Source organism: Paenibacillus sp. NEAU-GSW1, from assembly GCF_009737085.1.
Lineage (GTDB): Bacteria > Bacillota > Bacilli > Paenibacillales > Paenibacillaceae > Pristimantibacillus.
Window position 1 is genome coordinate 42,248 of the sequence record NZ_WOVL01000030.1, and the last position, 24,315, is coordinate 66,562.

Consider the following 24,315-nt stretch of genomic DNA (forward strand, 5'->3'; position numbering starts at 1 on the left):
CCCTTTGCCATGGGGCATGTGCCGGGTTTTCTCACGGAGTATGTCCGATAATAAATTGGGCGAAAGAAGGAGGGACTTATATGGCAAAGCAAAAGATTCGTATTCGCTTGAAAGCGTACGATCACAGAATTCTTGACCAGTCCGCAGAGAAAATCGTGGAAACTGCAAAACGTTCCGGTGCAGGCGTATCCGGGCCGATTCCGTTGCCAACGGAAAAGCAAATCATCACCATTCTCCGTGCGGTACACAAGTACAAGGATTCCCGGGAGCAATTCGAACAACGTACTCATAAACGTTTGATCGATATTGTTAACCCAACGCCGCAAACGGTTGATGCGTTGATGCGCCTGGATTTACCATCCGGTGTAGATATCGAAATCAAACTGTAATAAAGCATAATTGATTATTGAAGGGAAAAGAGGTGTCAACATGAAAGGTATCTTAGGGAAAAAGCTTGGAATGACTCAAGTGTTTACCGCTGAAGGTAACGTTGTTCCAGTAACAGTTATCGAAGCAGGTCCTTGCGTTGTAATTCAAAAGAAAGACCAAGAGAATGATGGCTATGAAGCCGTTCAGCTCGGTTTCTCCGATAAGAAAGAAGCGAGAGCGATCAAGCCGGAAATCGGCCACGCGAAGAAAGCCAATACGGCTCCTAAGCGCTACGTTCGTGAAATTCGCGGTATTAACCTGGGTGAGTATGAAGTTGGCCAAACGGTTAAAGCTGATCTGTTCGCAGAGGGCGAATTTGTTGACGTAACGGGTATTTCCAAAGGTAAAGGCTTTGCAGGCGTTATCAAACGTTGGGGACAAAGCACGGGTCCAATGGCTCACGGCTCCCGCTACCACCGCGGTCCTGGTTCCATGGGTTCGATTCAAGCGAACCGCGTACCGAAAGGCAAACACCTTCCGGGCCACATGGGCAACGAAACGGTTACGATTCAAAAGCTCGAAATCATCCGTGTAGACGCAGAACGCAACGTGCTGCTCGTTAAAGGCTCCATTCCTGGACCGAAAAACGGATTCGTTAAAGTAAAACAAACAGTTAAGAACTAATTGCTATAAGAAAGGAGGAACAAGAAATGCCTAAAGTTACAGTATATAACGTGAGCGGTTCGCAAGTTGGCGAAGTTGAATTGGCTGACAGTGTGTTCGGAATTCAACCAAACGCTCATGTACTGCACAGTGCGGTAGTGCTTCAGCAAGCCGCTGAACGCGCTGGCACACACAAAACGAAAGGACGCTCCGAAGTACGCGGCGGCGGTCGTAAACCTTGGAAACAAAAAGGTACTGGCCGTGCACGTCAAGGCAGCATCCGCTCCCCGCAATGGGTTGGCGGCGGTACGGTTTTCGGACCGACTCCACGCTCGTACGGGTTCAAACTTCCTAAGAAGGTTCGCCGTCTGGCGATTAAATCCGCTCTGTCTTCGAAAGTGATCGCGAACGACATTATCGTTCTGGATCAACTGACATTCGCGGCTCCTAAAACGAAGGAATTTGCAACGATTTTGAACAACCTGCAAGCTAACCGCAAAGCGCTTGTTGTTTTGCCTAGCTATGATGATAACGTAGCATTGTCTGCTCGCAACATCCCAGGCGTGAAATTCGTCGCTGCTGACGGCATTAATGTTCTGGATGTCTTGGTTCATGACAAGCTCATCATCACGAAAGAAGCGGTAGAGAAAGTACAGGAGGTGTTTGCGTAATGAAAAATCCTCGCGATATTATCAAACGCCCTGTTATTACTGAGCGTACGAGCGACTTCATGGCGGTTAAACGCTATGTATTCGAAGTCGATCTTCGTGCTAACAAAACCGAAATTAAAGATGCTATCGAGCAAATCTTTAAAGTAAAAGTAACGAGCGTTAACACAATGCGCGTTGCTGGTAAGCCAAAGCGTTATGGTAAACACAGCGGCTATCGCCCTGACTGGAAAAAAGCAATCGTTCAATTGAGCGATGACAGCAAAGAACTTGAGTTCTTTGAAACGTCTGTATAGAAAAGGAGGGAATCCAAGTGCCAATCAAAAAGTACAAACCGACTTCCCCGGCTCGTCGTGGCATGTCCGTCTCGACATTTGAAGAGATCACAACGAGCACACCGGAGAAATCGTTGCTTGCACCGCTTTTCAAAAAAGCAGGCCGCAACAACCAAGGTAAAATTACGGTTCGTCACCATGGCGGCGGACACAAACGTAAATACCGCATCATCGATTTCAAACGTACCAAAGACGGTATCGCTGGTAAAGTTGCTACGATCGAATACGATCCTAACCGTACATCGAATATCGCTTTGATTCATTATGCAGATGGTGAGAAAGCTTACATCATCGCGCCAAAAGGTCTGAAAGTTGGCGACCAAGTATTCTCCGGTCCAGACGCAGACATCAAAATCGGTAACGCTCTTCCACTGGTTAACATTCCAGTCGGTACAGTTATCCACAACATCGAATTGAAACCAGGCAAAGGCGGCCAGCTGGTTCGCGCTGCTGGTACGGAAGCTCAACTTCTTGGTAAAGAAGGCGACTACGTTTCCATTCGTCTGACTTCCGGTGAAGTTCGCCGTATTCTGAATACTTGCCGTGCAACAATCGGTTCCGTTGGCAACGAAGATCACGAACTCGTGAAAATCGGTAAAGCCGGCCGTTCCCGTTGGTTGGGCAAACGTCCTGAAGTACGCGGCGTAGTAATGAACCCGAACGATCACCCACACGGTGGTGGTGAAGGCCGTGCTCCAATCGGTCGTAAATCCCCGATGTCTCCTTGGGGCAAACCGACGCTTGGTTACAAAACTCGCAAGAAGAAAAAAGCATCGAGCCAATATATTATTCGTCGTCGTACGAAGTAATAACCGCTTGATACAAGCTACGTTTCCGCGAAGGGAGGACTCCGAATGGGTCGCAGTTTGAAAAAAGGTCCGTTTATTGACGGCCACCTGCTCAAAAAGGTCGAGGAACTGAACGAAACGAACAAAAAAGTCGTGATCAAAACTTGGTCGCGCCGCTCGACAATTTTCCCGCAATTCATCGGTCACACAATTGCGGTGTATGACGGCCGCAAACACGTGCCGGTTTATGTAACAGAAGACATGGTAGGACACAAGTTTGGTGAGTTTGCACCAACTCGTACGTACAAAGGCCATGACGACGATAAGAAAACAGGCAGACGCTAATTTGCCTGAAAATCTTTTATTGAATGTTGAGAGGAGGTTCATCCATGCCAGAAGCTAAAGCGCACGCTAATTTCGTACGCATTGCTCCTCGTAAAGCACAGCTGGTTGTCGATTTGATTCGCGGCAAGCAAGTAGGCGAAGCGATCGCGATCTTGCGTCACACGCCTAAATCCGCATCTCCGATTGTGGAAAAGCTGCTGAACTCTGCTATTGCTAACGCTGAGCACAACTACCAATTGGACGTGAACAAACTGGTTGTTGCACAAGTATTTGTGAACCAAGGTCCGACAATGAAACGTTTCCGCCCTCGCGCAATGGGACGTGCAAGCCGGATCAACAAAAGAACCAGCCACATCACCTTGGTGGTATCTGAAAAATAAGGAGGGATAACGTGTGGGTCAAAAGGTAAATCCGGTCGGTTTGCGTGTAGGGATTATCCGTGATTGGGAATCCAAATGGTACGCAGGCAAAGACTTCGGCGATCTTCTTCTTGAAGACGTTAAAATTCGTGAGTACCTGAAGAACAAATTGAAAGATGCGGCAGTATCCCACATCGAGATCGAGCGCGCGGCTAACCGCGTTAACGTTACGATCAACACGGCTAAGCCGGGCATGGTTATCGGCAAAGGCGGTTCCGAAGTGGAAAACCTGCGCACGGAGCTTGGCAAGATCACTAAAGGCAAAAAAGTTCACATTAACATTTCCGAAATCAAACAAGCAGATCTGGACGCTATTCTTGTAGCTGAAAGCATCGCGCAACAACTGGAGCGTCGCGTTTCTTTCCGTCGTGCTTTGAAACAAGCGATCCAACGTTCGATGCGCGCAGGCGCTAAAGGGATCAAAACTGCGGTTAGCGGTCGTCTCGGCGGTGCTGAAATTGCTCGTTCGGAAGGCTACAGCGAAGGAACTGTTCCTCTTCATACGCTGCGTGCAGACATTGACTACGGTACAGCAGAAGCTCATACAACTTACGGCCGCATCGGCGTAAAAGTATGGATCTATCGCGGTGAAGTCCTTCCAGCTAAGAAGAAAGCTCCCCAGGAAGGAGGCAACTAATCATGTTGGTACCTAAACGCGTCAAACACCGCAAACAACAACGCGGTCACATGAAAGGTCGCGCTAAAGGCGGCACTACTGTAGCATTCGGCGAATACGGCCTTCAAGCGCTTGAGCCATCATGGGTAACGAACCGTCAAATCGAGGCTGCTCGTATTGCGATGACTCGTTACATCAAACGTGGTGGTAAAGTTTGGATTAAAATTTTCCCAGACAAACCGATTACTCAAAAGCCTCTCGAGGTACGGATGGGTTCCGGTAAAGGTAACGTTGAGAAGTGGGTTGCAGTCGTCAAACCAGGTAAAATCATGTTTGAACTGGCTGGCGTATCCGAAGAAATCGCTCGTGAAGCGATGCGCCTCGCGTCCCACAAACTCCCGATCAAAACGAAGTTCGTGAAACGCGAAGAAGTGGGTGGTGAAGCAAATGAAGGCTAGTGAATTTCGCAACCTTACCTCTGCTGAGATAGAACAAAAAATCGCTGGTTTTAAAGAAGAGCTGTTCAACCTTCGTTTCCAATTGGCTACCGGCCAACTGGAGACTCCGACACGCATTCGTGACGTGCGCAAGAACATCGCTCGCGCTAAAACCATTTTGCATGAAAGAGAACTCGGTATCGCAGCTAACTAATAGCTGTCCTTGACTAAGGGACTACCAAGGTTTAAGGAAGGAGGAAGAACATGAGCGAACGCAATGCCCGCAAAGTTCAAATCGGTAAAGTTGTTAGCGATAAAATGGATAAAACAATCGTTGTTGCTGTAGAAACTTACAAAAAACACGACTTGTACCATAAACGCATCAAATACACGAAAAAGTTCAAAGCGCATGATGAAAACAATCAAGCGAAAATTGGCGACATCGTGAAAATCATGGAGACTCGTCCGCTGTCGAAAGACAAACGCTTCAGACTGGTGGAAGTAGTTGAAGTGGCTGTTGTTCTTTAATGAGCAATGTGATTTAATGAACATTTGTCCGGAAGGAGGACGTTGAAATGATCCAACCATTTACACGCCTGCGGGTTGCTGACAACTCTGGCGCTAAAGAATTGATGTGTATCCGTGTTCTTGGCGGTACTGGACGTCGTGTTGGAGCGATCGGTGACCTGATTGTGTGCTCTGTGAAACAAGCAACACCAGGCGGCGTTGTCAAAAAAGGTGATGTTGTTAAAGCCGTTATCGTTCGTACGAAGCGTACGGTTCGTCGTAAAGACGGTTCCTACATCGCATTTGATGAGAATGCAGCGGTTATCGTTAAAGAAGACAAGAGCCCGCGCGGCACTCGTATCTTTGGACCAGTTGCACGTGAGCTTCGCGATAAAGATTTCATGAAAATCGTATCGCTCGCTCCGGAAGTTATCTAATAAAGATCCCGCAAACGTACGGGTTCGATAAATGCCTGAAAGCTTAAGTGAGCAGGAGGTGTAATCAATGCCAAGACTGAAAAAAATTCTTGAATCGCACAACAACAAGCTTCACGTCAAAAAAGACGACACGGTCATCGTCATCTCCGGTAAGGACAAAGGCAAAAAAGGCCGTGTAATCGCTGCGTATCCTCGCGAAAACCGCGTACTCGTAGAAGGCGTGAACATCGTGAAAAGACATACTCGCCCTTCGCAGGTTAACCCGCAAGGCGGTATCATCGAGCAAGAAGCTCCGATTCACGTTTCGAACGTAATGCATATCGATCCGAAGAGCGGCCAAGTTACTCGTATCGGATACAAAACGCTCGAAAACGGCAAAAAAGTCCGGATCGCGAAAAAATCCGGCGAAGTGATCGACTAATCGTTAACCGTAGGAAAGGAGGTCCATGAAAATGGCAGCAAGAATGAAAGATCGTTTTCTTAATGAGATTACACCTGCTCTGATGCAGAAGTTTAACTATACGACTGTAATGCAAGTGCCGAAAATCGAGAAAGTCGTTATCAACATGGGTGTTGGCGAAGCAGTTGCTAACTCCAAAGTGCTTGATGTGGCTGTCGAAGAGCTTCGCATCATTTCCGGTCAAAAACCTGTTGTAACTCGCGCGAAGAAGTCCATTGCCGGCTTCAAACTTCGTGAGAACATGCCGATCGGGGTTAAAGTAACGCTGCGCGGCGAGCGCATGTACTACTTCCTTGATAAGCTGTTCAACATCTCGCTTCCACGCGTACGTGACTTCCGCGGTGTGTCGACGAAAGCATTCGACGGACGCGGTAACTACACGCTTGGTTTGAAAGAGCAATTGATCTTCCCAGAGATCGAATACGATAAGGTCGACAAAGTTCGTGGTATGGACATCGTAATCGTCACTACGGCAAAAACGGACGAAGAATCTCGTGAACTGCTGACCCAATTGGGCATGCCGTTTACGAAGTAATCCACTTTTAGGAGGTGTAATACCCAGTGGCAAAAACTTCGATGAAAGTGAAGCAACAACGTACACCGAAATTTAAAGTGCGTGCATATACGCGCTGTGAACGTTGCGGCCGTCCGCACTCTGTTTTGCAAAAGTTTAAAATTTGCCGGATTTGTTTCCGCGAGTTAGCATACAAAGGCCAGATTCCTGGCGTTAAAAAAGCAAGCTGGTAATCAGCCTAGTTCGGGAAGGAGGTTAACACAAATGGTTATGTCTGATCCGATTGCAGATATGCTGACGCGCATTCGCAACGCGAATGTCGTTCGTCACGAAACCGTGGAAATGCCCGCTTCGAAAGTTAAGAAGCAAATCGCTGAAATTCTGAAACGCGAGGGCTTTATCCGCGATGCTGAATATATCGAGGACAACAAACAAGGGATTATCCGTATTTTCTTGAAATACGGCCCTAACCAAGAGCGCGTAATCACTGGTCTGAAACGTATTTCGAAACCAGGTCTTCGCGTGTACACGAAATCGACTGAAGTCCCTCGCGTGTTGGGCGGTCTGGGAATTGCTATCATTTCCACGTCCAAAGGGATTATGACCGATAAAGAAGCTCGCCAAGGTAAAGCCGGCGGCGAAGTAGTTTGCTACGTTTGGTAAGTAACAAGTCACAACGATTGGAGGTGTAACAATGTCCCGTATTGGTCGTAAACCGATCCAAGTGCCTAACGGCGTAACAATTAACTTGGACAACACAGTCATTACCGTTAAAGGACCTAAAGGCACGCTGTCCCGTGAAATTCACAAAGACATGAAAGTCAATGTTGAAGCTAACGAGATCGTCGTTGAACGTCCTTCTGACAATAAATTGCATCGTTCCCTGCACGGAACGACTCGCAGCGTCATCGCTAACATGGTGAGCGGCGTTACTGAAGGGTTCTCGAAAAACTTGGAGCTCGTAGGCGTAGGTTACCGTGCGAACAAAACTGGCGATAAGATCGTTCTTAACGTTGGTTACTCCCACCCAGTGGAAATTGCGCCAGAGCAAGGCATCGAGTTCGATGTGCCAGCGAACACGAAAATTACTGTTCGCGGTATCGACAAAGAGCGCGTAGGCGCTGTTGCCGCTCAAATTCGTTCCGTACGCGAGCCTGAGCCATACAAAGGCAAAGGTATCAAATACGAAGGCGAACGTATCATCCGCAAAGAAGGTAAAGCAGGTAAGAAGAAGTAAGCAGTCTGATTGGGCTGCTTAAAATAGCGGTATAAGGCATAAGGAAAGGAGTTGACCTTGAATGATTACGAAAGGCGATAAAAACAAGGCTCGTCTGAAAAGACACTTGCGTGTTCGTAAGAAAATCAACGGAACGGTTGCTCGTCCGCGTCTCTCGGTGTTCCGTTCCTCCAAGCATATCTACGCTCAATTGATCGACGATGTAAATGGAGTAACAGTAGCATCTGCGTCCACTGTGGACAAAGAGCTGGCTGCTTCGATCGGCAACGGCGGCAGCGTAGAAGCTGCTCGTAAAGTTGGCGAACTGGTAGCACAACGTGCGAAAGCTAAAGGCGTATCTGCAATCGTATTTGACCGTGGCGGATACTTGTATCATGGCAGAATTCAGGCGCTGGCTGAAGCAGCTCGCGAAGCAGGTCTGGAATTCTAGTCGAATTTACTTAAAAGGAGGTTAAACGACTTGCGTATAGATCCGAATACGTTAGGTGAACTAACTGAAAAAGTTGTCCATATCAATCGCGTAGCGAAAGTAGTAAAAGGCGGACGCCGCTTCAGCTTTAGCGCGCTCGTAGTTGTCGGCGACGGCCAAGGCCATGTCGGCGCAGGGATCGGTAAAGCGGGCGAAGTACCTGAAGCAATCCGCAAAGGTATTGAAGACGCTAAGAAAAACCTGATCCATGTACCACTCGTTGGTACAACAATTCCTCACCTTGTGCTTGGACATTTCGGCGCTGGTGAAGTTCTTCTGAAACCAGCATCCAAAGGTACTGGTGTTATCGCCGGCGGTCCAGTTCGTGCCGTTCTTGAACTGGCTGGCGTAGGCGACATTTTGACGAAATCCCTCGGTTCTTCGAACTCCATGAACATGGTTAACGCTACGCTTGAAGGCCTTTCCCGCCTGAAACGTGCGGAAGACGTTGCGAAACTTCGCGGCAAAACTGTCGAAGAGCTGTTAGGTTAAGGAGGGGAACAAGATGGCAAAATTGCAAATCACCCTCGTTCGCAGTTTGATTGGCCGCAACGAGAAACAACGTGCAACTGTCGAGTCGTTCGGTCTTCGCAAGATTCGTCAATCGGTTGTATTGAACGACAGCCCGGCCGTTCGCGGCATGGTTAACACAGTTAGCCACTTGGTTAAAGTCGAAGAAGTGTAATATATATCGCCTGATGGCGAACAAGAAATAAATAAGGAGGTGCCAGAACGATGAAATTGCATGAACTCGCACCAGCACCAGGCTCCAAGCAAGTGAACAAGCGTAAAGGCCGCGGTATTGGCTCCGGTAACGGTAAAACAGCCGGCAAAGGTCATAAAGGTCAAAACGCTCGTTCCGGCGGCGGTGTACGCCCTGGTTTCGAGGGTGGTCAAAACCCGTTGTACCGTCGTCTTCCTAAACGCGGCTTCAACAACCGCTTCCGTACAGAATATGCCGTAGTCAACATTGAAGAATTGAACAGCTTTGCAGCAGGTTCCGAAGTTACTCCTGAAGTGCTTCTTGAGCAAGGGATTGTAAAAAATCCGCTCGCCGGTATTAAGATTTTGGGCAATGGTGAAATCAAAGTACAACTGACTGTTAAAGCAAGCAAATTCTCTCAATCTGCGGTAGAGAAAATCCAGGCTGCCGGCGGTAAAACCGAGGTGATCTAATTGTTCAAAACCGTGTCCAACATTTGGAAAGTAGAGGATTTGCGCAAGCGGATCCTGTTTACACTTTTCATTCTGATTGTGTATCGCATCGGGGCGTTTATCCCGGTGCCTGGCGTTGACAAAGACGTATTCAAACAAGTTGATGCGGCCAGCGGAGAAATGTTCGGCTTGCTTAACACGTTTTCCGGCGGTGCGCTTTATCAGTTCTCCATTTTTGCAATTGGCATAACGCCGTATATCACAGCGTCGATTATCGTACAGCTGTTGTCGATGGACGTTATTCCGAAATTTGCAGAGTGGGCGAAGGAAGGCGAGAACGGAAAACGCAAGCTCGCACAAATTACGCGTTACGGCACGGTTATCCTTGGTTTGGTTCAAGGTTTTGCAACGGCAATAGGCTTCAATCGTCAATATAGCAGCAAAATGATTCCAGATGCGACGTTTGTCGATTATCTGCTCATTGCGATTATACTGACAGCGGGCGTGTCCTTCTTAATGTGGCTCGGAGAGCAGATTACGGAGCGCGGTATCGGCAACGGTATTTCGATCCTGATCTTTGCGGCAATTATCGCAGGCATTCCTGGGCATATCCGTACGATTTATCAAGACCAGCTCGTTGGCATTGAACAAAGCCAATTGTTCTGGAACATCGGCAAAGTTGCTTTGATCCTTATTGGGATCATCGCGATCATTGTCGGCGTAATCTTTGTTCAGCAAGGCATTCGTAAAATTCCGGTTCAATATGCTAAACGCGTAGTTGGACGGAAAATGTACGGCGGACAATCGACGCATATTCCGATGAAAGTGAATGGCGCTGGCGTTATTCCTGTCATCTTCGCAGTATCGTTGATTATGTTCCCGATTACGATTGCACAATTCTTTACGGGTAAAGCTTGGGCAAACTGGACCATTAACAATTTGTACTACGATGAACCGCTTGGTATGGTACTGTACATCTTGTTAATCATCGGGTTTACCTTCTTCTATACCTTCGTTCAAATTAATCCGGTTCAAATGGCGGATCAAATGAAGAAGAACGGCGGTTACATTCCAGGCATCCGTCCTGGTAAACCAACTTCGTCTTACTTGACTCGCGTTATGTCTCGGATTACGTTGTCGGGTGCGATCTTCCTTGCGGTAATCTCGATCTTGCCGATCGCTTTCGGCTCTGCATTCGGATTGCCTCGGACGGTACAGCTCGGCGGCACCTCGCTTCTGATCGTCATCGGCGTTGCCCTTGATACGATGAAGCAAATCGAGAGCCAGTTGATCAAACGCCATTACAAAGGGTTTATCAATAAATAACAATAGGTTCTGATCGGGATTCCGTGTTCGTCGCAGGCGCGATGGTACGGAACCCGCATGAGCCTATTGTGCTTAAAGCGAGGAAGACGGTAATGAACATCTTATTCATGGGCCCTCCGGGAGCCGGCAAGGGAACGCAGGCAGAACGAATCGTTGAGGAGTTTGGCATTCCGCACATCTCCACTGGCGATGCATTCCGTCTTGCGATGAAACAAGAGACTCCGCTAGGTCTCAAAGCGAAAGAGTATGTCGATCAAGGGCTGCTCGTTCCTGATGAGATTACGAACGGGATTGTGAAAGAACGTCTTGCACTGGACGATTGCAATAAAGGGTTTCTGCTAGACGGTTTCCCGCGCACTTTGCAGCAAGCCGAAGCGCTTGATGTGATGCTGAGCGAGCTTAACCGCGGCATTGACCGCGTAGTAAACCTAAAAGTTGACCGCGGCTTGCTGCTTGCTCGTTTGACGGGCAGACGCATCTGCAAAGCTTGCGGCTCGACCTACCATGTCATGTTCAATGCGCCGAAGCAAGAAGGCGTCTGCGACAAATGCGGCGGCGAATTGTATCAGCGCTCGGACGATACGGAAGAGAAAGTCGGCACGCGGCTTGACGAATATATTTCCAAAACCGCTCCGCTTCTTGACTATTACAGCGGTAAAGGTCTTCTTTGCGAAGTCGACGGCGAGAAGGAAATCGATACGGTAACATCCGAGATCGTGTCCTGCTTGAAAGGTTCATTGTAATGATCATTTGCAAATCCGATTCGGAGCTGCGAGTGATGAGGGAAGCCGGCCGCATTGTTGCGGAGACGCATCGGATCATGAAAGAGGCGGTTAAGCCGGGAGTTACGACTCTGGAGCTCGATCAACTCGCCGAAGCGTACATTCGCAGTCAAGGCGCTGTACCATCCTTTAAAGGTTACAATGGTTTTCCTGCCAGCATTTGCGCTTCTGTAAATGACGAGCTGGTACACGGCTTTCCGGGTTCGAGAACGTTGAACGAAGGCGATATTATAAGCATAGACATCGGTGCGCAGTACAATGGCTTTCATGGAGACTCCGCTTGGACCTATACGGTCGGCAAAGTTTCCGATGAAGTGCAAAGGCTGCTCGATGTGTCGGAGCAATCGCTGTACGCAGCAATTGAACTCATCCGGCCGGATGTACGATTGTTTACCGTATCGCATGCGGTGCAACAGGTTGTCGAAGCGGCTGGCTTCTCGGTCGTTCGCGAGTTTGTCGGTCACGGTATAGGCAGGGATCTCCATGAGGAACCGCAAATACCGAATTACGGCTTACCGGATCGCGGCCCGAAGTTGAAGCCGGGAATGGTGCTTTGTATCGAGCCTATGGTCAACATCGGCGAACGCTACGTGCGCACGCTTGAAGACAATTGGACGGTCGTAACGGAAGACGGCTCCTGGTGCGCTCATTTTGAGCATACAGTTGCCGTAACGAAGGACGGTTTTGAAATTTTGACGATGCTCCCTGAGGCGAAGTAGTCCCTATGGATAAACAACCGCAGGTAGGTCAAATCGTTAAAGTGCTTCGAGGGAAAGATGAGGACAGCTACGCGGTCATCGTATCAATCGTAGACGAGCGATTCGTAATGATTGTGGACGGCGACAAACGGCGGTTTGATCAACCAAAGAAGAAAAACGTTCTGCATCTCGAGTTACAACCCGTAATAAGCAGCGAAGTAACAAGCAGCTTGCTTGAATCGGGCAGAGTGACCAATGCCAAGTTGCGTTATGTAATTCAGAAGTACGCAAATGCGAAAGGAGAATGACGGTGGCTAAGGAAGACGTCATTGAGGTCGAAGGTACGGTAATTGAACCGCTGCCGAATGCCATGTTCAAGGTGGAGCTGGAGAACGGTCATCAAATTCTCGCACATGTTTCCGGCAAGCTCAGAATGCATTTTATTCGTATTCTGACTGGAGACAAAGTGGTTATACAGTTATCGCCTTATGATTTATCCAGAGGGCGCATCACCTATCGGAAGTAGACCGGCAGCGGTATGCTTTTCGAAGGATTCGGGAGGTAATCACAATGAAGGTTAGACCTTCGGTAAAGCCGATCTGCGAAAAATGCAAAGTCATTCGTCGCAAAGGCAACGTTATGGTGATTTGTGAAAATCCGAAACACAAACAAAAACAAGGATAGAAGGAGGGACAACGGCATATGGCACGTATAGCTGGTGTAGACTTGCCGCGTGACAAACGCGTCGAAATCGCCCTGACATACATTTTCGGTATTGGCAAAACGACTTCGCAAAAGCTGATTAGCACTACAGGCATCAACCCTGACACTCGCGTTCGCGATCTGACGGAAGATGAGCTTGCTAAACTGCGTGAAGCAATTGACAAGTCCGTTAAAGTGGAAGGCGACCTGCGTCGTGAAATTTCGCTTAACATTAAACGCCTGATCGAGATCGGATGCTACCGTGGCGTTCGTCATCGTCGCGGCTTGCCTGTTCGCGGTCAACGCACGAAAACGAATGCGCGTACGCGTAAAGGTCCTCGTCGGACTGTAGCTAACAAGAAGAAATAATAAAGGGGTGAAATAGGACAATGGCTAAACCTAAAAAAGTCGTTCGTACAAAACGTCGTGACCGGAAAAATATTGAATCTGGCGTAGCGCACATCCGCTCGACATTCAATAACACGATCGTAACGATCACTGACCCGCACGGCAATGCAATCTCTTGGGCAAGCTCCGGTAACCTGGGCTTCAAAGGTTCCCGTAAAAGCACGCCTTACGCAGCTCAAATGGCAGCGGAATCCGCAGCTAAAGCAGCGATGGAGCATGGCATGAAAGCTGTTGAGGTTATGGTTAAAGGTCCTGGCGCAGGCCGCGAAGCAGCGATTCGTTCGCTTCAAGCAGCTGGCCTCGAAGTTAACCTGATTAAAGACGTAACGCCAGTTCCTCATAACGGATGCCGTCCGCCGAAACGTCGTCGCGTATAGTTGGATTCACTGTGGTATCAAATAACTGCAACTTGTGAATAATGGTTGTGAAGGTTTGGCATACTACGAGATTTGACTAAAAAAACGGTATGGTAACGGAGCGACGTTTGAAGGAGGGTACTATTTGTGATTGAGATCGAAAAGCCGAAAATCGAGACCGTTGATTTGAGCGATGACGGGGCCTATGGACGTTTTGTCGTTGAGCCGCTGGAGCGTGGATACGGAACGACGCTGGGAAATTCGCTTCGCCGGATTTTGCTTTCGTCGCTGCCGGGCGCAGCTGTTACATCCGTTCAGATCGACGGAGTGCTTCACGAGTTCTCTACGGTTCCAGGTGTGATTGAGGACGTAACCGAAATCATCCTGAACCTGAAAGGCCTCTCGTTGAAAATCCACTCTGATGAAGAAAAGGTGTTGGAAATCGACGCTGAAGGCGATGGGATCGTTACGGCTGGCGACATTCGAGCTGACAGCGATGTCGAGATTTTAAACCCTGATCTTCATATCGCGACCTTGGCCTCCGGTGCGCGCCTCCATATGCGAATTTTCGCAAATCGGGGACGCGGATACGTGCAAGCGGACCGTAACAAAAGGGACGATCAACCGATTGGGGTTATTCCGGTTGACTCGATTTACACGCCTATTACGCGTGTAAATTATAGCGTTGAGAATACTCGCGTTGGTCAAGTTACCAACTACGACAAGCTTACGCTTGAAGTTTGGACCGATGGCAGTATTCGACCGGAAGAGGCAGTAAGCCTCGGCGCTAAAATTCTGACGGAACATTTGGATCTGTTCGTTGGTTTGACTGACGAAGCCAAAGACGCAGAAATTATGGTCGAGAAAGAAGAAGATAAGAAAGAAAAAGTTCTGGAGATGACAATCGAGGAACTGGACCTTTCCGTACGTTCTTACAACTGCTTGAAACGTGCAGGCATCAACACCGTTCAAGAGCTGATCACGAAATCCGAAGAAGACATGATGAAGGTTCGCAACTTGGGCCGCAAGTCGCTTGAGGAAGTTCAAGAGAAGCTTGAAGAGCTCGGTTTGGGCCTTCGCATGGAAGAGTAGAAATTGTAATGAGCATCTAGTACAGACTAAGGGCAAGGGAGGGGAAATCAAGATGGCATATCAAAAATTGGGCCGTGACGCTAGCGCGCGGAAAGCATTGTTCCGTGACCTCGTTACTGACCTGTTCCTTTATGAGCGCATCCAAACTACGGAAGCTAAAGCGAAAGAAGTTCGTTCGATCGCTGAAAAACTGATCACGAAAGCGAAAAAAGGTGACTTGCACGCTCGTCGTCAAGTAGCTGCTTACGTTCGTCGTGAAACGGTTGACGGAGAGCAAGACGCAATCCAAAAGCTGTTCTCCGAGCTGGCCACCCGTTACTCGGAACGTGCGGGCGGATACACGCGGATTCTGAAACTGGGACCCCGCCGTGGCGACTCTGCGCCAATGGTGTATTTGGAACTGGTTGACCGCGCGTAACACATGATAAAGGGTGGACCCTTGCGGCCACCTTTTTTTATTGCCTTGTTGCGGATGAGCTGTGTGGAAACTTGATAGGTACTGCGAGAAAGAATAGTGAAGCTTCCAATCGGTACTGCATGAAAGGTTTGACTTACGATCGCCATTGCTCGCGGATTAGCAGAATTAATATTTAATGGTATTAATCCGCTCACAAAAGCGAACGCTGACGCTTCTCCAGTTCAAACCTTCCATTCCGTACTCGATGCAGTCTTCAATAATATCTCTTCACTCCATACCAATCTTTTTCCCAAGCTCATATCTCTCTAAAGAAGGCAATAACAAGAAAGTACCCAAGGGTCTAGTGGGAGAGGAGGTGTCGAGATGAGAAATTTATGTGCAACGGTTAGTTATGAAGGGACGGAGTTTAACGGTTTTCAATCGCAGCCATACGGACGTACGGTACAGCAGGAGATCGAGAAGGCGATTCATACGCTGACAGGGGAAGAGATCATTATCCATGGCTCGGGAAGGACAGATGCCGGCGTGCATGCGCTCGGGCAAGTGTTCCATTTCCACACGGAATCTGCGATTCCGGCTGAGCGTTGGGCCATTGCGCTCAATACGAGGCTGCCGAAGGATATCGTCATTCGAGAAGTGCATGAAGTAGACCTTTCTTTTCACTCCCGCAAATCGGCCAAGCGTAAAACGTATCGCTACACGATTGATACCGGCAAGTTTCCGGACGTTTTCGGACGCCGCAGCGCTTTTCATCATCCGATGCCTCTAAAAGTCGATGCGATGCAAGAAGGACTGAACGCCTTAATCGGCGAGCATGATTTTACTTCGTTCACATCCATTCATTCGACGAAGACCAGTCACGTTCGAACGGTGTATGAAGCGTACTTTGAGCAGCAAGGACATATGCTCCATATGTACATAACCGGCAACGGGTTTCTGTACAATATGGTGCGAGTCATTATGGGGACATTGCTTCAAGTTGGACAAGGAAAGCGGCAGCCGGCAGACATCAAACGCATCTTAGAAGGGCGCAGCCGCGCTTTGGCCGGACCGACGGCAATGGCTCACGGACTTATGCTTATGCATGTTGAATACCCAGACGGAAATTGATTGAAAATCTAACAAACCGCTTGCTTTAGCCTACTTTGTATAGTAGAATATAACTTGTGCTTTCTTAGTGGCTCTCCCACAGCCCCGACTAAGATCGTCACAAACTTGGCAAGCAACAAACAGATTATTAACTAACGTGAAACGTTGTTTATAAAAACTTTACGGTAATCGAATCAAGGAGGATCATCCATGCGTACCACCTATATGGCTAAGCCAAATGAAGTTGAGCGTAAATGGTACATCATTGATGCGGAAGGCAAAACGCTTGGTCGTCTTGCTTCTGAAGCTGCCAGCCTGATCCGCGGCAAGCACAAACCGCAATTTACGCCTCACGTTGACACAGGCGACTTCGTAATCGTTATCAACGCTGAGAAAATCGTTTTGACAGGCAAGAAAATGGAAAACAAAAACTACTACCGTCATTCCGGCTACTCGGGCGGTCTGAAAGTTACGCCTGCACACGAAATGATCGCTAAAAAAGCTGACCGCGTTATCGAACTGGCTGTTCATGGCATGTTGCCAAAAACTCGCCAAGGCAACGCAATGAAGCTTAGACTTAAAGCATACGCTGGTTCGGAGCATCCGCATCAAGCACAAAATCCAGAAGTTTACGAACTTCGCGGCTAATAAGGGGAGGACAGTTTCATGGCTCAAGTACAATACTATGGAACCGGTCGTCGTAAACACTCTGTTGCACGTGTACGTCTTGTGCCGGGTGAAGGACGAATCATTGTTAATAAACGCGATCTGAACGAATATTTCGGTCTGGAAACGCTGAAGCTTATCGTTAAGCAACCGCTCGTACTTACTGAAACGCTTGGCAAATACGACGTGCTCGTAATTGCTAACGGCGGCGGTATGTCCGGTCAAGCAGGCGCTATCCGTCACGGCATTTCCCGCGCTCTTCTGAAAGTAGACGGCGAACTCCGTCCGGCTCTGAAACGCGCTGGTTTCCTGACTCGCGACCCACGCATGAAAGAACGTAAAAAATACGGTCTCAAAGCTGCTCGTCGCGCTCCACAGTTCTCGAAACGTTAAGATTTCAAACAAGCACCTTTTTCACTCGTTGGAAAAGGTGCTTTTTTTTATGTCGTAAATTGCCCGGTAAGCAAAGCCAAATTATTTGTTTGGACTTTTTTTCATTTTGAATAAAACGTCTTGAACATTTGATAAGCAACAAGTATAATTTAATTAATAACTGACGAATTTACTTGGAATTAAACTTTTAAGCTTTGGGGGGAATAGACGATGAACTTGTTTGAAAAAGAAGCGCTTGTGAAACAAAAAGCGGAAGAACTTGAAAATGCGACACCGGAAGAAATTTTGGCTTATGCCGTTGAAACTTTCCCTAATATTACATTTGCATGCAGCTTTGGCGCTGAAGACGTCGTTCTCGTTGATATGCTGCAAAAAGTTAGCCCGAAAACAGATATTTTTTACCTGGATACGGACTTCCACTTCAAAGAAACGTATGAAACACGCGACCGTATGGTTGAGCGTTACCCGGGTATTCCTTTCGTTCAAGTTAAACCGCTCATTACGCCGGAAGAGCAAGCGGAGCAGCATGGCGCAGAGCTGTGGAAAACGGATGCGAATGCATGCTGCAATATCCGTAAAGTTGAGCCATTGACGCGTATTCTTTCGAAATATAACGCATGGATCACCGGCATTCGCCGCGATCAAGCGCCAACCCGCGCAAACGCGAAGAAAGTGGAATATGATTATAAATTTGGTTTGATTAAATTCAATCCGATTGCGAACTGGACTACGGAAGATGTATGGAAATACATCCGCGAGAATAACGTAATCTATAATCCGCTTCACGACAACAACTACCCAAGCATCGGCTGCGAGTATTGCACGCGCCAAGTTATGCCTGGAGAAGATCCTCGTGCAGGACGCTGGTCCGGCCAAGATAAAACAGAGTGCGGCTTGCATAAATAAGGCAAAAAGGTTCGCGCGTTGCTTCGTTAAGGGGAGTGTCCCCCGCCTAATAACTCATAATCAACCATCTCGTCCCATATATATGATACAGAGCTTATCCAAGCATGCGCGGCTAGCGCAATGTATCATTCGAGGGGGATGGGGTGGTTTTTTTATGCGCCGGAAAAAAAGGCGGTTCGTCGTATGGATGACTTATAAGGGGGCGCTTCGAATAGCGGCGGCAGCGATTGCCGTAGTACTGACTTGGCTTGTATTTGCGCAAGGAGATCCAATTAGTAAAACATCTACCTACTGGACGCTCCCTTTGTCTGGGAAGACCATTGCCATTGACGCCGGTCACGGCGGCGTGGATGGCGGAGCGGTAAGCAAGCAAGGCGTCGTAGAAAAAGATTTGAATTTGGCCATTGCGCTTTATTTGCGGGATTACCTGCAGCAAGCGGGGGCGATCGTTACGATGACGCGCGAAGGCGATTACGACTTGGCAGGCGGGGATACAAGGGCGTATAGAAAGCGCAAAACGGAGGATTTGGTGCGAAGAGTTGCGCAAATTCGGGATAGCAACGCCAGCATGGCGATCAGCATTCACATGAATAGCATCCCGTCGGACAAATGGTCCGGCGCGCAGACGTTCTATCACCCTGACAATCACCCGGACAACCAGGCGCTCGCGATATTTATTCAGAACGAGATCAAGCGAAATCTGGAGAACACCAATCGTGTCGCCAAAACGGAGAAAACGGTATACCTGCTCAAAGAAATTGACCATATACCGACCGCGCTCGTAGAAGTGGGTTTTTTATCGAATCCGAATGAAGCGTCGCAGCTCGCGGATACCGACTATCAGCGCAAAGTTGCGGCGTCGATTTATCAAGGCATTTTGCGCTATGCATCAGGAGAGAAGATCAGTACGCAGCCTTAAACCTAGCTGTTCCCGCCGGAATCGTTCAACGATGCAACGATCAGCTTTGTTTGTGTTATAATTTATTATAAACAAGCCATTTAGCTAGCTTATACATAAAGGTGGGACAAAAGCATGATAACGCGTGAACAAGCTTTACAAGCCGTCGAATCAGTTACTTCAGCGGCAGCCTATAAAGAAACGCAATTTCGTGACGTAGTAGTACGTGACCGTCAAGTATCGCTCACGATTATTGCCGCAGCCGAGACGAAGCCGGCGCTTGAAGGCGCGCTGCGCGAAGCGTTGACGAGTGCGGGAGCTGAAGCCGTCCATTTGCGCTTCCGCGAGCCTCAAGCCGCTGCAAGTGATAGCGCGGCGACTCCGGGCAACGGCGGCGCAGCCAAGCCGCAGAGCGCGCCTGTACAAGGCCATGGCGCAGGCTTGACCAGCACATTGCTGGGCCGGGACAGTAAAGTTCAATTTATTGCCGTAGCAAGCGGCAAAGGCGGCGTAGGCAAGTCGACCGTAACGGTTAACCTGGCAACCGCTTTGGCTCGCAAAGGAAAACGCGTCGGCATCATGGATGCGGATATTTACGGCTTTAGCGTGCCGGACATGATGGGCATCGAGACGCGTCCGGAAATTGTTAACGAACGTGTCGTGCCAATCGAACGTTTCGGAGTCAAAGTGATCTCAATGGGCTTCTTTGTAGAGGATAACAGCCCGATCGTCTGGCGCGGGCCGATGCTTGGCAAAATGCTGCGCAACTTCTTCTCCGAAATCGAATGGGGCGAGCTTGACTACCTGCTGCTGGACTTGCCTCCGGGCACAGGCGACGTTGCGCTGGACGTCCATCAGATCATCCCGCAAAGCAAAGAAATTATCGTGACGACGCCGCATGCGACAGCCGCTTTTGTGGCCGCACGCGCCGGCGCGATGGCGATTAAGACCAATCATGAAATTATCGGCGTCGTCGAAAACATGGCCTATTACAAATGCAGCAAATGCGGCGAGCCTGAATATATTTTCGGACGCGGAGGCGGCGCGAAGCTGGCGGAATCGCTGCATGCCGATCTGCTCGCGCAAATTCCGTTAGGACAGCCGGATAATCATATTTCCGAGCCGGACTTTTCACCGTCTGTCTATAAGGCGGAATCGGAAACCGGACAGCTATACTTGGAGCTTGCAGAACGCGTTATCACGAAATGCGGCAACTAACACAAAAACAAAGAGCCTTAGACAAGACCGTGAAAGCGAAAGTTGCTTTTACGGCTGGCTAAGGCTCTCGTTTTAAACGTTAGGTTGAAGAATCCTGTCCTTCGGAATCGCTTGATTGCGAATCTTCCTCGCCGCCTCCGGAATCTTCTTCGCTCGATTTCTCTTCTTCGCCGCCGCCCGAATCATCCTTAGGTTTATCGACTTTTTCATTCGGCTTAGGCTTTAATTCCTCTTGTACCGCTTTTTTCATGAGATCGAGCACTTCCAGCCTGAAGAGCGGGTTTTGCATCGATTCCTGCATAAGCGACATGACCTGTTTTTTATACTGAGTGCTTTGCAGCACTTCGAGAATCATTTTATCCATTTCCGGACTTTTCATCACTTTGATCAAATCTTCCTGATAAGTCGGATCTTTGAGCAATTCCTTATGAATGTCTTTGTTCTGCTTATTGACCGCCTTGGCGAATTCGCCAGCGAAACGGGTATCCGTCATAAGCGTTTTTAACACTTTGTCGTACTCTGGCGCGACAAGCACATCTTTAACCGCGAGCCGCACTTGCTCCTGATCCTGGACGGAAAGCAATTTCGAAGTGCTGCCGCTATAACCGGACATTTGCTGCGCCGATTCCTGGAGCGCTTTTTGCGCATCCTCTGTTTTCAAAATGTCGATAACCATCGATTTCATGTCCTTATAGCTCATCTGCGGACTTGATCCTGACGATTCCGCTCCGCAGCTGGTCAGTATGAATGATACGGCGGATACAACCGCTAATAAAGCCAACTTCTTACGCATGCTCCGCTTGTCTCCCTTCTTTGGCAGGACTGCTGTTTATAAGGTAGTATGCTTAAATGTTCACCGGATTATCATGCCTTTCGATTAGCTTTTTCATGTGAACGTGGTAAAATAATGCTTGGTGGACTAGGCGGGTATACCCGCTTGCGATAAATGAAGGAGGATTTGTACATTGACTTTGCGAAAATGGTTTTTTCTATTCTGGAGCTGTATGGCTGTAGGCGCTGTTGTGTCGGCAATAAGCGGAACAATCATGCGTCTGACTGACAGCGAGTTTGCGGTAATGGGACTCGATGAATCCGGCTTTAATTTGATTATGATGGCGATTGCCGGACTGATGATTGGCGCCTTCAGCCAAATGGGCTTTTTCGCTTATTTGACGCTTAATTACATTGCGCTGAGCGTATTCCGGAAAAGCTACTTATGGAATGCGCTGCAAGGCTACACGACATTGTTTGCAATAGGCGGCTTAGGCTACATGCTGTATGAGCAACGGACGAATAACTGGTTTTTCTGGATTTTGCCGCTGGTGCTAACTGCCTTATCTGTACTTGTCGCTTACATTAAAACGAAGCAAACGAACAAAAGCGCCTTCATTCCGACGCTTTTCCTCATGTTTTTCGTAACCTTTGTTGAAGCATGGCCTGCACTTCAAGGGGAGACGAATGTTTTGGCGATTATCTTTATGATGCTGCCGTTGTTTGCTTGCAATGCGTATCAAATTTTGATGCTGCCGCGCCTTCTCGGCAACGGCAAAGAGGCAACCGGCTCTGCGTCGTCCGCAAAACCAATTGCCTAATTAGCGATTGCTATTCAGTTTCATTATTCAGCCTCTGCCGCGTTTAATTTTCCAGTTAGCGAGGTAGAGGTTGTTTTGTCTTTAACGGCTCTTCCGTCTGTTTCCGTCTGGGAGATCAGCTCGGAGACAGATACGAATTCGTAGCCTTTGGAACGAAGCTCATCAATAATAACAGGAAGCGCTTCATGGGTTGTTTTGGCCGAGTCGCTGGCGTGCATTAGAATAATGTCGCCGTTATGCGCCCGTGTAACGACGCGATTAATGATTTTGTCGGTGCCGATGTCCATCCAGTCCATGGAGTCGGTGTCCCATTGAATAACTTTGTAGTTCAACTCCTCTGCAATGCGCAGCACACGCTTGTCAAAATCGCCGTTCGGCAGTCGGATCAGATTCGGCTGTTTGCCTGTAATGTCCGATAAAATCGAGTGGGCGGTTTGAATTTGCGTACGGATTTCATCATCGCTCAGCTTGGAGTAGTTGTCATGCTTGTGGCCGTGGCTGCCGATTTCATAGCCTGCATCGATAATTTTCTTCACGATGTCGGGATGCGACTGGCTCCAAGTGGAGGATAGGAAGAAGGTCGCTTGCGTTACGCCTTTCTCTTTCAATACGTTAATAATCGGTTCTGTACGTTTTTCGCCCCAGCTGATGTCGAAGGTTAAGGCAATGACCTTTTTCTCCGTAGGAACACTGTAAATAGCAGCCGGCTGCTGCGGGGAAAATACGGTGATGTTATCGCGCTCCGCGTAAATTACACCGATGGAAAAAGCGAGCGCAATCGTCAACAGAAAATAACGCTTGATTTTACGGCCGTTCAAAACATAGAAAAAATTCATCTCGGGCAGGCTCTCCTCTCTATTTGAAGCTTGTTCTAGTACAATCTATGCTCGTACACGAAAGTTATTCATGCTTGTTCAATTGGTCGCTAGAGAAAGAAGGAGGGATAACGATTTTTAAGTGGAGCGCAATAATTGCACATTTTAAATCAATGAGCGGATATATAAGTTTCGGTTTTATACTGTTTGCCGCAGGTATTGTTGTCGGGGGGACCGATACAGCATTCTCTAATTATTTGGAACAGCAGCTGGCTTCATTAGGCGGATTGAGAGAACAGCTGGAGCGGACCGGCAATCCGACGCTTGCGTTTATGATCTTTATTTTTTTAAACAATGCGATTAAGTCGATTCTGATCCTTTACATCGGTTCGCTTTTTGGGATCGTACCGATTTTTTTTCTCGTTTTTAATGGAATGATTATCGGCTTCTTGCTGCAGCGGGTAGCCGAGGCGAATGGGACGGAAGGATTGCTGGCGACGCTCATCGGTTTATTGCCTCACGGCATTATTGAAATACCGGCAATTGTCATAGCGAGCGCATATGGGATGAAGTTCGGAGCGCTGGTGTGGAAGCTTCTTTTATCGGCGCTTTCGCCTCGCCGTTCAAGCGGTGAAGCGGGCCGTGCAATCGAATTTTTTGTTATACGTTCCGTGCCGGTAGTCGTTCTGCTTGTTGTGGCGCTTCTCATTGCGGCCGTAATCGAAAGCACAGTTAGTCTGTGGCTCGTTTCAAACTATTGATTGGTTGTAATAAAATTCCTGTTAATTGTGCATAACAGTAAAGCGACGTCGTGATGCGAAAGCGCGGACGTCGTTTTTTTTGTTAAAACCGTTCGCGTACAAACGCAAATAGATACAAACTTGCTTCGTAAACTAAGCAGATGATTGCGAAGCGAGTACTTTTAGGGGGCGCACAACTGACATGCTAGGAATCTTATTCAACGACAAAGAATGCAAAGAACTCGATTACGTGTTGCGCAAAGAGCTGGACGAAATGCTGCTAGATCTGAATGATAACCGTTTGGACGGAGATATTAAACAAGCTATTACGCGGAGATACAAAATCATTTTCCGCATGTATGCCCGAATCGCTTCGCCGAAAGAGCTGTCGAGATACGCATTAAATGTTCGCAATTACAGATAAGATAAGGGAAAAATAATTAAATCAAAAAAAATTAAAAAAAAGGGTTGCAATGAAATGGGCACCCGTGATATATTATGAAAGTCGCCGCTGAGACAAACGCGGTTGACACCGAAAAAGAAATTGTTCTTTGAAAACTGAACAACGAGCGAAACTGCCCTTGCGAATGGCTCGCCATTCGTGAGAAAAGCGATAAAAACAAAGTAATGAGCAAGTCAAATTCTGACCGGGATTTTCCGAACAGCCTTCGGCTGGACAATCGGAAAACCCTTTCTATGGAGAGTTTGATCCTGGCTCAGGACGAACGCTGGCGGCGTGCCTAATACATGCAAGTCGAGCGGATCTGATGGAGTGCTTGCACTCCTGACGATTAGCG

General features: G+C 48.2%; 42 protein-coding genes and 1 rRNA gene. 41 read left to right on the forward strand and 2 right to left on the reverse strand.

Annotation, left to right across the window (positions count from 1 at the left end; all coding sequences use genetic code 11):
• Positions 1-80: 80 nt before the first annotated feature.
• The 37 genes from rpsJ to GOM71_RS20175 all read left to right on the forward strand — a co-directional run bounded on the left by rpsJ (position 81) and on the right by GOM71_RS20175 (position 20,371).
• Positions 81-389 carry a 30S ribosomal protein S10 gene (rpsJ, locus tag GOM71_RS19995; protein ID WP_017692074.1) on the forward strand — a complete coding sequence of 103 codons (309 nt, stop codon included), beginning with the start codon at positions 81-83 and terminating at the stop codon, positions 387-389.
• A 40-nt stretch (positions 390-429) separates the two neighbouring features.
• On the forward strand, positions 430-1,053 hold the full coding sequence (gene rplC, locus GOM71_RS20000) for a 50S ribosomal protein L3 (protein WP_156284256.1): 624 nt from the start codon (positions 430-432) through the stop codon (positions 1,051-1,053).
• A gap of 26 nt (positions 1,054-1,079) precedes the next feature.
• Positions 1,080-1,703 (forward strand): 50S ribosomal protein L4, encoded by a 624-nt coding sequence (gene rplD / locus GOM71_RS20005; RefSeq protein WP_156284258.1) that lies wholly within the window; start codon positions 1,080-1,082, stop codon positions 1,701-1,703.
• Complete coding sequence (gene rplW / locus GOM71_RS20010) at positions 1,703-1,996, forward strand: 50S ribosomal protein L23 (RefSeq protein ID WP_156284259.1); 294 nt, start codon at positions 1,703-1,705, stop codon at positions 1,994-1,996. The genes rplD and rplW overlap by 1 nt, the downstream gene beginning before the upstream one ends.
• Before the next feature lie 17 nt (positions 1,997-2,013).
• Entirely contained in the window at positions 2,014-2,844 is an 831-nt protein-coding gene (rplB, locus tag GOM71_RS20015) for a 50S ribosomal protein L2 (protein WP_367649720.1), read from the forward strand.
• Between the two features lie 45 nt (positions 2,845-2,889).
• The gene (gene rpsS, locus GOM71_RS20020; protein WP_156284261.1) at positions 2,890-3,168 is read left to right on the forward strand and encodes a 30S ribosomal protein S19; all 279 of its coding nucleotides are present in this window, start codon (positions 2,890-2,892) and stop codon (positions 3,166-3,168) included.
• Between the two features lie 44 nt (positions 3,169-3,212).
• Positions 3,213-3,548, forward strand: a complete 336-nt coding sequence (gene rplV, locus GOM71_RS20025; protein ID WP_156284263.1) for a 50S ribosomal protein L22 — start codon at positions 3,213-3,215, stop codon at positions 3,546-3,548.
• Positions 3,549-3,561: 13 nt separating this feature from the next.
• Positions 3,562-4,224 (forward strand): 30S ribosomal protein S3, encoded by a 663-nt coding sequence (gene rpsC / locus GOM71_RS20030; protein ID WP_367649721.1) that lies wholly within the window; start codon positions 3,562-3,564, stop codon positions 4,222-4,224.
• A 2-nt stretch (positions 4,225-4,226) separates the two neighbouring features.
• Entirely contained in the window at positions 4,227-4,661 is a 435-nt protein-coding gene (gene rplP, locus GOM71_RS20035; RefSeq protein WP_156284265.1) for a 50S ribosomal protein L16, read from the forward strand.
• Complete coding sequence (rpmC, locus tag GOM71_RS20040) at positions 4,651-4,854, forward strand: 50S ribosomal protein L29 (RefSeq protein WP_156284267.1); 204 nt, start codon at positions 4,651-4,653, stop codon at positions 4,852-4,854. Before rplP ends, rpmC begins: the two co-directional genes overlap by 11 nt.
• A 50-nt stretch (positions 4,855-4,904) precedes the next feature.
• Positions 4,905-5,168 (forward strand): 30S ribosomal protein S17, encoded by a 264-nt coding sequence (gene rpsQ / locus GOM71_RS20045; protein ID WP_015847215.1) that lies wholly within the window; start codon positions 4,905-4,907, stop codon positions 5,166-5,168.
• A 47-nt stretch (positions 5,169-5,215) separates the two neighbouring features.
• Positions 5,216-5,584 (forward strand): 50S ribosomal protein L14, encoded by a 369-nt coding sequence (gene rplN, locus GOM71_RS20050; protein ID WP_156284269.1) that lies wholly within the window; start codon positions 5,216-5,218, stop codon positions 5,582-5,584.
• A gap of 67 nt (positions 5,585-5,651) precedes the next feature.
• A complete protein-coding gene (rplX, locus tag GOM71_RS20055) occupies positions 5,652-6,005 on the forward strand; it encodes a 50S ribosomal protein L24 (RefSeq protein ID WP_156284272.1) in 354 nt (117 codons plus the stop codon).
• Between the two features lie 31 nt (positions 6,006-6,036).
• Positions 6,037-6,579 (forward strand): 50S ribosomal protein L5, encoded by a 543-nt coding sequence (rplE, locus tag GOM71_RS20060; protein WP_156284274.1) that lies wholly within the window; start codon positions 6,037-6,039, stop codon positions 6,577-6,579.
• 26 nt (positions 6,580-6,605) lie between these two features.
• Positions 6,606-6,791: a type Z 30S ribosomal protein S14 gene (locus tag GOM71_RS20065; protein WP_013312154.1), complete on the forward strand. Its 186-nt coding sequence runs from the start codon at positions 6,606-6,608 to the stop codon at positions 6,789-6,791.
• Positions 6,792-6,822: 31 nt separating this feature from the next.
• Positions 6,823-7,221: a 30S ribosomal protein S8 gene (gene rpsH / locus GOM71_RS20070; RefSeq protein ID WP_156284276.1), complete on the forward strand. Its 399-nt coding sequence runs from the start codon at positions 6,823-6,825 to the stop codon at positions 7,219-7,221.
• 31 nt (positions 7,222-7,252) lie between these two features.
• On the forward strand, positions 7,253-7,795 hold the full coding sequence (gene rplF / locus GOM71_RS20075) for a 50S ribosomal protein L6 (RefSeq protein ID WP_156284278.1): 543 nt from the start codon (positions 7,253-7,255) through the stop codon (positions 7,793-7,795).
• Between the two features lie 61 nt (positions 7,796-7,856).
• Entirely contained in the window at positions 7,857-8,225 is a 369-nt protein-coding gene (rplR, locus tag GOM71_RS20080) for a 50S ribosomal protein L18 (RefSeq protein WP_156284280.1), read from the forward strand.
• A gap of 30 nt (positions 8,226-8,255) precedes the next feature.
• Entirely contained in the window at positions 8,256-8,756 is a 501-nt protein-coding gene (rpsE, locus tag GOM71_RS20085) for a 30S ribosomal protein S5 (protein WP_156284282.1), read from the forward strand.
• A gap of 13 nt (positions 8,757-8,769) precedes the next feature.
• On the forward strand, positions 8,770-8,949 hold the full coding sequence (rpmD, locus tag GOM71_RS20090) for a 50S ribosomal protein L30 (protein WP_156284284.1): 180 nt from the start codon (positions 8,770-8,772) through the stop codon (positions 8,947-8,949).
• Between the two features lie 50 nt (positions 8,950-8,999).
• A complete protein-coding gene (gene rplO / locus GOM71_RS20095; protein WP_156284286.1) occupies positions 9,000-9,440 on the forward strand; it encodes a 50S ribosomal protein L15 in 441 nt (146 codons plus the stop codon).
• Entirely contained in the window at positions 9,441-10,745 is a 1,305-nt protein-coding gene (secY, locus tag GOM71_RS20100) for a preprotein translocase subunit SecY (RefSeq protein WP_156284288.1), read from the forward strand.
• A gap of 92 nt (positions 10,746-10,837) precedes the next feature.
• On the forward strand, positions 10,838-11,488 hold the full coding sequence (locus tag GOM71_RS20105) for an adenylate kinase (RefSeq protein WP_156284290.1): 651 nt from the start codon (positions 10,838-10,840) through the stop codon (positions 11,486-11,488).
• Positions 11,488-12,246 (forward strand): type I methionyl aminopeptidase, encoded by a 759-nt coding sequence (gene map, locus GOM71_RS20110; RefSeq protein ID WP_156284292.1) that lies wholly within the window; start codon positions 11,488-11,490, stop codon positions 12,244-12,246. The genes GOM71_RS20105 and map overlap by 1 nt, the downstream gene beginning before the upstream one ends.
• Positions 12,247-12,251: 5 nt before the next feature.
• Positions 12,252-12,533, forward strand: coding sequence for a KOW domain-containing RNA-binding protein (locus GOM71_RS20115; protein WP_156284294.1), 282 nt, complete (start codon positions 12,252-12,254; stop codon positions 12,531-12,533).
• 2 nt (positions 12,534-12,535) lie between these two features.
• Positions 12,536-12,751, forward strand: a complete 216-nt coding sequence (gene infA / locus GOM71_RS20120; RefSeq protein ID WP_015847200.1) for a translation initiation factor IF-1 — start codon at positions 12,536-12,538, stop codon at positions 12,749-12,751.
• Positions 12,752-12,795: 44 nt separating this feature from the next.
• On the forward strand, positions 12,796-12,909 hold the full coding sequence (gene rpmJ, locus GOM71_RS20125; RefSeq protein WP_003333770.1) for a 50S ribosomal protein L36: 114 nt from the start codon (positions 12,796-12,798) through the stop codon (positions 12,907-12,909).
• Between the two features lie 18 nt (positions 12,910-12,927).
• Positions 12,928-13,296: a 30S ribosomal protein S13 gene (rpsM, locus tag GOM71_RS20130; RefSeq protein WP_156284298.1), complete on the forward strand. Its 369-nt coding sequence runs from the start codon at positions 12,928-12,930 to the stop codon at positions 13,294-13,296.
• 20 nt (positions 13,297-13,316) lie between these two features.
• On the forward strand, positions 13,317-13,712 hold the full coding sequence (gene rpsK, locus GOM71_RS20135; RefSeq protein ID WP_021878306.1) for a 30S ribosomal protein S11: 396 nt from the start codon (positions 13,317-13,319) through the stop codon (positions 13,710-13,712).
• A 126-nt stretch (positions 13,713-13,838) separates the two neighbouring features.
• Positions 13,839-14,783 carry a DNA-directed RNA polymerase subunit alpha gene (locus tag GOM71_RS20140; RefSeq protein WP_367649722.1) on the forward strand — a complete coding sequence of 315 codons (945 nt, stop codon included), beginning with the start codon at positions 13,839-13,841 and terminating at the stop codon, positions 14,781-14,783.
• A gap of 52 nt (positions 14,784-14,835) precedes the next feature.
• On the forward strand, positions 14,836-15,201 hold the full coding sequence (gene rplQ, locus GOM71_RS20145) for a 50S ribosomal protein L17 (protein ID WP_156284300.1): 366 nt from the start codon (positions 14,836-14,838) through the stop codon (positions 15,199-15,201).
• Positions 15,202-15,564: 363 nt separating this feature from the next.
• Positions 15,565-16,311, forward strand: a complete 747-nt coding sequence (gene truA, locus GOM71_RS20150; protein WP_156284302.1) for a tRNA pseudouridine(38-40) synthase TruA — start codon at positions 15,565-15,567, stop codon at positions 16,309-16,311.
• A gap of 189 nt (positions 16,312-16,500) precedes the next feature.
• Positions 16,501-16,938 carry a 50S ribosomal protein L13 gene (gene rplM, locus GOM71_RS20155; RefSeq protein ID WP_156284304.1) on the forward strand — a complete coding sequence of 146 codons (438 nt, stop codon included), beginning with the start codon at positions 16,501-16,503 and terminating at the stop codon, positions 16,936-16,938.
• A gap of 18 nt (positions 16,939-16,956) precedes the next feature.
• Positions 16,957-17,349, forward strand: coding sequence for a 30S ribosomal protein S9 (gene rpsI / locus GOM71_RS20160; RefSeq protein WP_156284306.1), 393 nt, complete (start codon positions 16,957-16,959; stop codon positions 17,347-17,349).
• A gap of 210 nt (positions 17,350-17,559) precedes the next feature.
• A complete protein-coding gene (locus GOM71_RS20165) occupies positions 17,560-18,255 on the forward strand; it encodes a phosphoadenylyl-sulfate reductase (RefSeq protein WP_156284308.1) in 696 nt (231 codons plus the stop codon).
• Between the two features lie 154 nt (positions 18,256-18,409).
• Entirely contained in the window at positions 18,410-19,174 is a 765-nt protein-coding gene (gene cwlD, locus GOM71_RS20170; RefSeq protein ID WP_156284310.1) for an N-acetylmuramoyl-L-alanine amidase CwlD, read from the forward strand.
• Between the two features lie 114 nt (positions 19,175-19,288).
• On the forward strand, positions 19,289-20,371 hold the full coding sequence (locus tag GOM71_RS20175) for an Mrp/NBP35 family ATP-binding protein (RefSeq protein WP_156284312.1): 1,083 nt from the start codon (positions 19,289-19,291) through the stop codon (positions 20,369-20,371).
• A gap of 79 nt (positions 20,372-20,450) precedes the next feature.
• Here the strand turns inward: GOM71_RS20175 and gerD are convergent, their stop codons facing one another.
• A complete protein-coding gene (gene gerD / locus GOM71_RS20180; protein WP_156284313.1) occupies positions 20,451-21,164 on the reverse strand; it encodes a spore germination lipoprotein GerD in 714 nt (237 codons plus the stop codon).
• 172 nt (positions 21,165-21,336) lie between these two features.
• Here gerD and GOM71_RS20185 point away from each other — a divergent pair, with 172 nt between their 5' ends.
• Positions 21,337-21,963, forward strand: a complete 627-nt coding sequence (locus GOM71_RS20185; protein ID WP_253944942.1) for a KinB-signaling pathway activation protein — start codon at positions 21,337-21,339, stop codon at positions 21,961-21,963.
• A gap of 23 nt (positions 21,964-21,986) precedes the next feature.
• Here GOM71_RS20185 and pdaB read toward each other — a convergent pair whose 3' ends face one another.
• Entirely contained in the window at positions 21,987-22,799 is an 813-nt protein-coding gene (gene pdaB / locus GOM71_RS20190) for a polysaccharide deacetylase family sporulation protein PdaB (RefSeq protein WP_156284314.1), read from the reverse strand.
• Between the two features lie 152 nt (positions 22,800-22,951).
• Between pdaB and GOM71_RS20195 the strand changes: the two genes are divergently transcribed.
• From GOM71_RS20195 to GOM71_RS20205, 3 genes are all read left to right on the forward strand, one after another.
• A complete protein-coding gene (locus tag GOM71_RS20195) occupies positions 22,952-23,539 on the forward strand; it encodes a stage II sporulation protein M (protein WP_253944943.1) in 588 nt (195 codons plus the stop codon).
• A 181-nt stretch (positions 23,540-23,720) separates the two neighbouring features.
• A complete protein-coding gene (locus GOM71_RS20200) occupies positions 23,721-23,942 on the forward strand; it encodes a hypothetical protein (RefSeq protein ID WP_015847185.1) in 222 nt (73 codons plus the stop codon).
• A 269-nt stretch (positions 23,943-24,211) separates the two neighbouring features.
• A 16S ribosomal RNA gene (locus GOM71_RS20205) occupies positions 24,212-24,315 on the forward strand; the annotation flags it as partial.

Coding starts and splice junctions, on each gene's coding strand:
- rplE (WP_156284274.1), top strand. CDS start 6,037: ATGGCAGCAAGAATGAAAGATCGTTTTCTTAATGAGATTACACCTGCT.
- rplC (WP_156284256.1), top strand. CDS start 430: ATGAAAGGTATCTTAGGGAAAAAGCTTGGAATGACTCAAGTGTTTACC.
- rpmD (WP_156284284.1), top strand. CDS start 8,770: ATGGCAAAATTGCAAATCACCCTCGTTCGCAGTTTGATTGGCCGCAAC.
- rpmC (WP_156284267.1), top strand. CDS start 4,651: ATGAAGGCTAGTGAATTTCGCAACCTTACCTCTGCTGAGATAGAACAA.
- rplO (WP_156284286.1), top strand. CDS start 9,000: ATGAAATTGCATGAACTCGCACCAGCACCAGGCTCCAAGCAAGTGAAC.
- GOM71_RS20195 (WP_253944943.1), top strand. CDS start 22,952: ATGAGCGGATATATAAGTTTCGGTTTTATACTGTTTGCCGCAGGTATT.
- rplW (WP_156284259.1), top strand. CDS start 1,703: ATGAAAAATCCTCGCGATATTATCAAACGCCCTGTTATTACTGAGCGT.
- rplP (WP_156284265.1), top strand. CDS start 4,227: ATGTTGGTACCTAAACGCGTCAAACACCGCAAACAACAACGCGGTCAC.
- rpsQ (WP_015847215.1), top strand. CDS start 4,905: ATGAGCGAACGCAATGCCCGCAAAGTTCAAATCGGTAAAGTTGTTAGC.
- GOM71_RS20175 (WP_156284312.1), top strand. CDS start 19,289: ATGATAACGCGTGAACAAGCTTTACAAGCCGTCGAATCAGTTACTTCA.
- GOM71_RS20165 (WP_156284308.1), top strand. CDS start 17,560: ATGAACTTGTTTGAAAAAGAAGCGCTTGTGAAACAAAAAGCGGAAGAA.
- rplR (WP_156284280.1), top strand. CDS start 7,857: ATGATTACGAAAGGCGATAAAAACAAGGCTCGTCTGAAAAGACACTTG.
- rplX (WP_156284272.1), top strand. CDS start 5,652: ATGCCAAGACTGAAAAAAATTCTTGAATCGCACAACAACAAGCTTCAC.
- GOM71_RS20200 (WP_015847185.1), top strand. CDS start 23,721: ATGCTAGGAATCTTATTCAACGACAAAGAATGCAAAGAACTCGATTAC.
- rplD (WP_156284258.1), top strand. CDS start 1,080: ATGCCTAAAGTTACAGTATATAACGTGAGCGGTTCGCAAGTTGGCGAA.
- rpmJ (WP_003333770.1), top strand. CDS start 12,796: ATGAAGGTTAGACCTTCGGTAAAGCCGATCTGCGAAAAATGCAAAGTC.
- rpsM (WP_156284298.1), top strand. CDS start 12,928: ATGGCACGTATAGCTGGTGTAGACTTGCCGCGTGACAAACGCGTCGAA.
- rplM (WP_156284304.1), top strand. CDS start 16,501: ATGCGTACCACCTATATGGCTAAGCCAAATGAAGTTGAGCGTAAATGG.
- rpsI (WP_156284306.1), top strand. CDS start 16,957: ATGGCTCAAGTACAATACTATGGAACCGGTCGTCGTAAACACTCTGTT.
- map (WP_156284292.1), top strand. CDS start 11,488: ATGATCATTTGCAAATCCGATTCGGAGCTGCGAGTGATGAGGGAAGCC.
- pdaB (WP_156284314.1), bottom strand. CDS start 22,799: ATGAATTTTTTCTATGTTTTGAACGGCCGTAAAATCAAGCGTTATTTT.
- rplQ (WP_156284300.1), top strand. CDS start 14,836: ATGGCATATCAAAAATTGGGCCGTGACGCTAGCGCGCGGAAAGCATTG.
- rpsK (WP_021878306.1), top strand. CDS start 13,317: ATGGCTAAACCTAAAAAAGTCGTTCGTACAAAACGTCGTGACCGGAAA.
- rplV (WP_156284263.1), top strand. CDS start 3,213: ATGCCAGAAGCTAAAGCGCACGCTAATTTCGTACGCATTGCTCCTCGT.
- truA (WP_156284302.1), top strand. CDS start 15,565: ATGAGAAATTTATGTGCAACGGTTAGTTATGAAGGGACGGAGTTTAAC.
- GOM71_RS20105 (WP_156284290.1), top strand. CDS start 10,838: ATGAACATCTTATTCATGGGCCCTCCGGGAGCCGGCAAGGGAACGCAG.
- rpsH (WP_156284276.1), top strand. CDS start 6,823: ATGGTTATGTCTGATCCGATTGCAGATATGCTGACGCGCATTCGCAAC.
- rplN (WP_156284269.1), top strand. CDS start 5,216: ATGATCCAACCATTTACACGCCTGCGGGTTGCTGACAACTCTGGCGCT.
- rpsS (WP_156284261.1), top strand. CDS start 2,890: ATGGGTCGCAGTTTGAAAAAAGGTCCGTTTATTGACGGCCACCTGCTC.
- rplF (WP_156284278.1), top strand. CDS start 7,253: ATGTCCCGTATTGGTCGTAAACCGATCCAAGTGCCTAACGGCGTAACA.
- gerD (WP_156284313.1), bottom strand. CDS start 21,164: ATGCGTAAGAAGTTGGCTTTATTAGCGGTTGTATCCGCCGTATCATTC.
- GOM71_RS20115 (WP_156284294.1), top strand. CDS start 12,252: ATGGATAAACAACCGCAGGTAGGTCAAATCGTTAAAGTGCTTCGAGGG.
- rpsJ (WP_017692074.1), top strand. CDS start 81: ATGGCAAAGCAAAAGATTCGTATTCGCTTGAAAGCGTACGATCACAGA.
- cwlD (WP_156284310.1), top strand. CDS start 18,410: ATGCGCCGGAAAAAAAGGCGGTTCGTCGTATGGATGACTTATAAGGGG.